Origin of the sequence: Streptomyces sp. NPDC046197 (assembly GCF_040646295.1) — a bacterium.
Taxonomy (GTDB): Bacteria; Actinomycetota; Actinomycetes; order Streptomycetales; family Streptomycetaceae; genus Streptomyces.
In genome coordinates this window covers 1-5,750 of record NZ_JBEYZY010000077.1, presented here as the reverse complement: position 1 = coordinate 5,750, position 5,750 = coordinate 1, and the positions used below count along the sequence as shown (strand labels likewise).

7 tRNA genes and 3 rRNA genes are annotated in these 5,750 nt (G+C 49.1%); all 10 read right to left on the bottom strand.

The window, feature by feature from the left end:
* Positions 1-154 precede the first annotated feature (154 nt).
* Positions 155-226 (bottom strand) — tRNA-Gly (locus AB0A61_RS40670).
* A 25-nt stretch (positions 227-251) separates the two neighbouring features.
* Positions 252-324: transfer RNA gene (locus AB0A61_RS40665), tRNA-Thr, on the bottom strand.
* 12 nt (positions 325-336) lie between these two features.
* A tRNA-Leu gene (locus AB0A61_RS40660) sits at positions 337-418 on the bottom strand.
* An 8-nt stretch (positions 419-426) separates the two neighbouring features.
* Positions 427-499, bottom strand: a tRNA-Lys gene (locus AB0A61_RS40655).
* Between the two features lie 17 nt (positions 500-516).
* Positions 517-589, bottom strand: a tRNA-Asp gene (locus AB0A61_RS40650).
* Between the two features lie 29 nt (positions 590-618).
* Positions 619-691: transfer RNA gene (locus tag AB0A61_RS40645), tRNA-Val, on the bottom strand.
* A gap of 3 nt (positions 692-694) precedes the next feature.
* Positions 695-810: ribosomal RNA gene (rrf, locus tag AB0A61_RS40640) — 5S ribosomal RNA — on the bottom strand.
* 83 nt (positions 811-893) lie between these two features.
* A 23S ribosomal RNA gene (locus AB0A61_RS40635) occupies positions 894-3,794 on the bottom strand.
* Positions 3,795-3,932: 138 nt separating this feature from the next.
* Positions 3,933-4,005: transfer RNA gene (locus tag AB0A61_RS40630), tRNA-Ala, on the bottom strand.
* 93 nt (positions 4,006-4,098) lie between these two features.
* Positions 4,099-5,645, bottom strand: a 16S ribosomal RNA gene (locus AB0A61_RS40625).
* The 16S, 23S and 5S rRNA genes sit together here with 7 tRNA genes alongside, the layout of an rRNA operon.
* Positions 5,646-5,750: the final 105 nt, after the last annotated feature.

Below are 5,750 nucleotides of genomic sequence, written 5' to 3'. Positions count from 1 at the left end.
GCCGCGACGAACTCGGCCAGCCCGTAGGACACCTGGTCCGACTCCGGCTCCGCCAGCGCCCGGTCGCCGTCGCCCAAGGATTTTAAGTCCTGTGCGTCTGCCAGTTCCGCCACCCCGGGTATTATACAAAAACTCCCACTTGGGAGAATTATCAAGCGAACGACGAGATTCGAACTCGCGACCCCAACCATGGCAAGGTTGTGTTCTACCCCTGAACTACGTTCGCACTTAAACTTTGTGTCTTACGACAATGCCGACTACATGATTCGAACACGCGACCCTCTGATTACAAATCAGATGCTCTACCAACTGAGCTAAGTCGGCTAATACCTAGTATGCGGATGAAGGGACTTGAACCCCCACGCCGTTAAGCGCTAGATCCTAAATCTAGTGCGTCTGCCAATTCCGCCACATCCGCTAGGATTATGACCCGTGCTGGGCTCGAACCAGCGACCCTTTGATTAAAAGTCAAATGCTCTACCAACTGAGCTAACGAGTCATTAGTATTTCTACTAACGGTTCTGACGGGAATCGAACCCGCGATCTTCGCCGTGACAGGGCGACGTGATAACCGCTACACTACAGAACCTTTATTCACTTAATGGCTGAAACAACCAATGGGAGTTAACGGGATCGAACCGCTGACCCTCTGCTTGTAAGGCAGATGCTCTCCCAGCTGAGCTAAACTCCCAAAACTTGGCCACTCGCCTATCTCCCAGGGGGCAACCCCCAAGTACTTCCGCCGTAGATGGACTTAACTTCTGTGTTCGACATGGGAACAGGTGTATCTCCATCGCAATGATGACCAAATCATTAAATGTTACCTTGAACATTCAAAACTAAATAACAATTCTTCTAACTTTTAAACCATAAGCATATTATATTTGACTCTTTTGGTAAAGTCCTCGAGCGATTAGTACTGGTCCGCTCCAAGTCTCGCAACTCTTCCACTTCCAGCCTATCTACCAGATCATCTCTCTGGGCTCTTAATTCTTACGAATGGGTAATCTCATCTTGAGGTGGGCTTCGCACTTAGATGCTTTCAGCGCTTATCCCTTCCCTACATAGCTATCCAGCCGTGCTCCTGGCGGAACAACTGGTACACCAGCGGTAAGTCCATCCCGGTCCTCTCGTACTAAGGACAGATCCTCTCAAATTACCTACGCCCGCGACGGATAGGGACCGAACTGTCTCACGACGTTCTGAACCCAGCTCGCGTGCCGCTTTAATGGGCGAACAGCCCAACCCTTGGGACCGACTACAGCCCCAGGATGCGACGAGCCGACATCGAGGTGCCAAACCTCCCCGTCGATGTGAACTCTTGGGGGAGATAAGCCTGTTATCCCCAGGGTAGCTTTTATCCGTTGAGCGATGGCCCTTCCATGCGGTACCACCGGATCACTAAGTCCTAGTTTCCTACCTGCTCGAGTTGTAGCTCTCGCAGTCAAGCTGGCTTTTACCTTTACACTCTACGATTGATTTCCAACCAATCTGAGCCAACCTTTGAGCGCCTCCGTTACTCTTTAGGAGGCGACCGCCCCAGTCAAACTGTCCGTCAGACACTGTCTCCCTGGCCGATTATGCCAGCGGGTTAGAGTAACCATAAGTCAAGGGTAGTATCCCAACAACGCCTCAATAGAAACTAGCGTCCCTATTTCAATGGCTCCTACCTATCCTGTACATGACTTACAGGTACTCAATATCAAACTACAGTAAAGCTCCATGGGGTCTTTCCGTCCTGTCGCGGGTAACCTGCATCTTCACAGGTACTAAAATTTCACCGAGTCTCTCGTTGAGACAGTGCCCAAATCATTACGCCTTTCGTGCGGGTCGGAACTTACCCGACAAGGAATTTCGCTACCTTAGGACCGTTATAGTTACGGCCGCCGTTTACTGGGGCTTCAATTCATACCTTCGACTTACGTCTAAGCACTCCTCTTAACCTTCCAGCACCGGGCAGGCGTCACCCCCTATACATCACCTTGCGGTTTAGCAGAGAGCTGTGTTTTTGATAAACAGTTGCTTGGGCCTATTCACTGCGGCTGGCTTTTACACCAGCACCCCTTCTCCCGAAGTTACGGGGCTATTTTGCCGAGTTCCTTAACGAGAGTTCTCTCGATCACCTGAGGCTACTCGCCTCGACTACCTGTGTCGGTTTGCGGTACGGGTAGATATGACTTTACGCTAGAAGCTTTTCTTGGCAGTGTGACATCAGAGAGTTCGCAACCGTAGTTGCTTCCCCATCACAGCTCAATGTTAAAGAGAAATGCATTTGACACATCTCACACCTCACTGCTTAGACCAGAATCCATTAACTGGCATCTCTTAGCCTACTGCGTCCCTCCATCACGATCATATCTAGTACTGGAATATCAACCAGTTGTCCATCGACTACGCCTTTCGGCCTCGCCTTAGGTCCCGACTAACCCAGGGCGGACGAGCCTTCCCCTGGAAACCTTAGTCTTACGGTGGATAAGATTCTCACTTATCTTGCGCTACTCATACCGGCATTCTCACTTCTTAACGCTCCAGCACTCCTCACGGTATACCTTCATCGCGGTTAAGAACGCTCTCCTACCATTGATAAAATATCAATCCAAAGCTTCGGTAATATGTTTAGCCCCGGTACATTTTCGGCGCAGGGTCACTCGACTAGTGAGCTATTACGCACTCTTTGAATGATAGCTGCTTCTGAGCTAACATCCTAGTTGTCTGTGCAACCCCACATCCTTTTCCACTTAACATATATTTTGGGACCTTAGCTGTTGGTCTGGGCTGTTTCCCTTTCGACTACGGATCTTAGCACTCGCAGTCTGACTGCCGAACATGTGTATTAGCATTCGGAGTTTATCTGAGATTGGTAATCCTAGACGGACCCCTCACCCAAACAGTGCTCTACCTCCAATACACTTACATTTCGACGCTAGCCCTAAAGCTATTTCGGAGAGAACCAGCTATCTCCCAGTTCGTTTGGAATTTCTCCGCTATCCACAAGTCATCCAAACACTTTTCAACGTGTCCTGGTTCGGGCCTCCAGTGCGTCTTACCACACCTTCACCCTGCTCATGGATAGGTCACTAGGTTTCGGGTCTACATCATGATACTAAGTCGCCCTATTCAGACTCGGTTTCCCTACGGCTCCGTCTCTTCAACTTAACCTCGCATCATAACGTAACTCGCCGGTTCATTCTACAAAAGGCACGCTCTCACCCATTAACGGGCTCGAACTTCTTGTAGGCACACGGTTTCAGGTGCTATTTCACTCCCCTCTCGGGGTTCTTTTCACCTTTCCCTCACGGTACTGGTTCACTATCGGTCACTAAGGAGTATTTAGGGTTGGGAGATGGTCCTCCCGGATTCAAACTGGATTTCGCGTGTCCAGCCCTACTCAGGATACTGCTAGGTATAAGCGCTATTTCGTCTACGGGATTATTACCCTCTTTGATTAACCTTCCCAGGTTATTCGACTATAATGCTTAAGTCCACGTTGCAGTCCTACAACCCCAAGAAGCAAGCTTCTTGGTTTGCCCTTCTTCGCGTTCGCTCGCCGCTACTTACGAAATCGTTTTTACTTTCTCTTCCTGCAGGTACTTAGATGTTTCAGTTCTCTGCGTTACCTTTACATGAGCTATGTATTCACTCATGAATAACTGCTAGTAGCAGCTGGGTTTCCCCATTCGGAGACCTAGGGATCAATGCGTACTTACTGCTCCCCCTAGAATATCGTCGTTAGTCACGTCCTTCATCGGCTCTTAGTGCCAAGGCATCCACCGTGCGCCCTTATTAACTTTGCCATGATGATTTATAATCATCGTTTTTCAAGTATAAGTTTGTAAATTCTTTAAAATTCACAGCTTTTGGTTTATTTATCGTTATTAGATATTGTTATTTAGTTTTCAATGTTCAAGTGATTTTAACGTCTTGTCTGACAATGGAGCCTAGCGGGATCGAACCGCTGACCTCCTGCGTGCAAAGCAGGCGCTCTCCCAGCTGAGCTAAGGCCCCACAATCAAGAATTTGATTCTTGCTTAGGTTTATCACTAAACCCCTCAAAACTGAATAAAGTTGAATGCTCACGTCTTTGTATATATTCCTTAGAAAGGAGGTGATCCAGCCGCACCTTCCGATACGGCTACCTTGTTACGACTTCACCCCAGTCATCGGTCTTACCTTAGGAAGCGCCCTCCTTGCGGTTAGGCAACCTACTTCGGGTACTCCCAACTCCCGTGGTGTGACGGGCGGTGTGTACAAGGCCCGGGAACGTATTCACCGCGGCGTGCTGATCCGCGATTACTAGCGATTCCGACTTCATGTAGGCGAGTTGCAGCCTACAATCCGAACTGAGAATGGTTTTAAGAGATTAGCTAAACATCACTGTCTCGCGACTCGTTGTACCATCCATTGTAGCACGTGTGTAGCCCAGGTCATAAGGGGCATGATGATTTGACGTCATCCCCACCTTCCTCCGGTTTATCACCGGCAGTCTCGTTAGAGTGCCCAACTTAATGATGGCAACTAACAATAGGGGTTGCGCTCGTTGCGGGACTTAACCCAACATCTCACGACACGAGCTGACGACAACCATGCACCACCTGTATCCCGTGTCCCGAAGGAACTTCCTATCTCTAGGAATAGCACGAGTATGTCAAGACCTGGTAAGGTTCTTCGCGTTGCTTCGAATTAAACCACATGCTCCACCGCTTGTGCGGGCCCCCGTCAATTCCTTTGAGTTTCAACCTTGCGGTCGTACTCCCCAGGCGGAGTGCTTATTGCGTTAGCTGCGATACAGAGAACTTATAGCTCCCTACATCTAGCACTCATCGTTTACGGCGTGGACTACCAGGGTATCTAATCCTGTTTGCTCCCCACGCTTTCGAGCCTCAGTGTCAGTTACAGGCCAGAGAGCCGCTTTCGCCACCGGTGTTCCTCCATATATCTACGCATTTCACCGCTACACATGGAATTCCACTCTCCTCTCCTGCACTCAAGTCTACCAGTTTCCAATGCATACAATGGTTGAGCCACTGCCTTTTACACCAGACTTAATAAACCACCTGCGCTCGCTTTACGCCCAATAAATCCGGACAACGCTCGGGACCTACGTATTACCGCGGCTGCTGGCACGTAGTTAGCCGTCCCTTTCTGGGTAGTTACCGTCACTTGATGAGCTTTCCACTCTCACCAACGTTCTTCTCTACCAACAGAGTTTTACGATCCGAAAACCTTCTTCACTCACGCGGCGTTGCTCGGTCAGACTTTCGTCCATTGCCGAAGATTCCCTACTGCTGCCTCCCGTAGGAGTTTGGGCCGTGTCTCAGTCCCAATGTGGCCGATCACCCTCTCAGGTCGGCTATGTATCATCGCCTTGGTGAGCCTTTACCTCACCAACTAGCTAATACAACGCGGGATCATCTTTGAGTGATGCAATTGCATCTTTCAAACTTAAAACTTGTGTTTAAAGTTTTTATGCGGTATTAGCATTCGTTTCCAAATGTTGTCCCCCGCTCAAAGGCAGATTCCCCACGCGTTACTCACCCGTTCGCTGCTCATCCAGTCGGTACAAGTACCAACCTTCAGCGCTCAACTTGCATGTATTAGGCACGCCGCCAGCGTTCGTCCTGAGCCAGGATCAAACTCTCAAATAAAGTATTTAAGTCACCTTAGTGACTGGCTTGTCTTTCATTATTGATTGACAGATTTTTGATGTATCTTACTACATCACATGAGTCATTCTTCTTTATTCAGTTTTC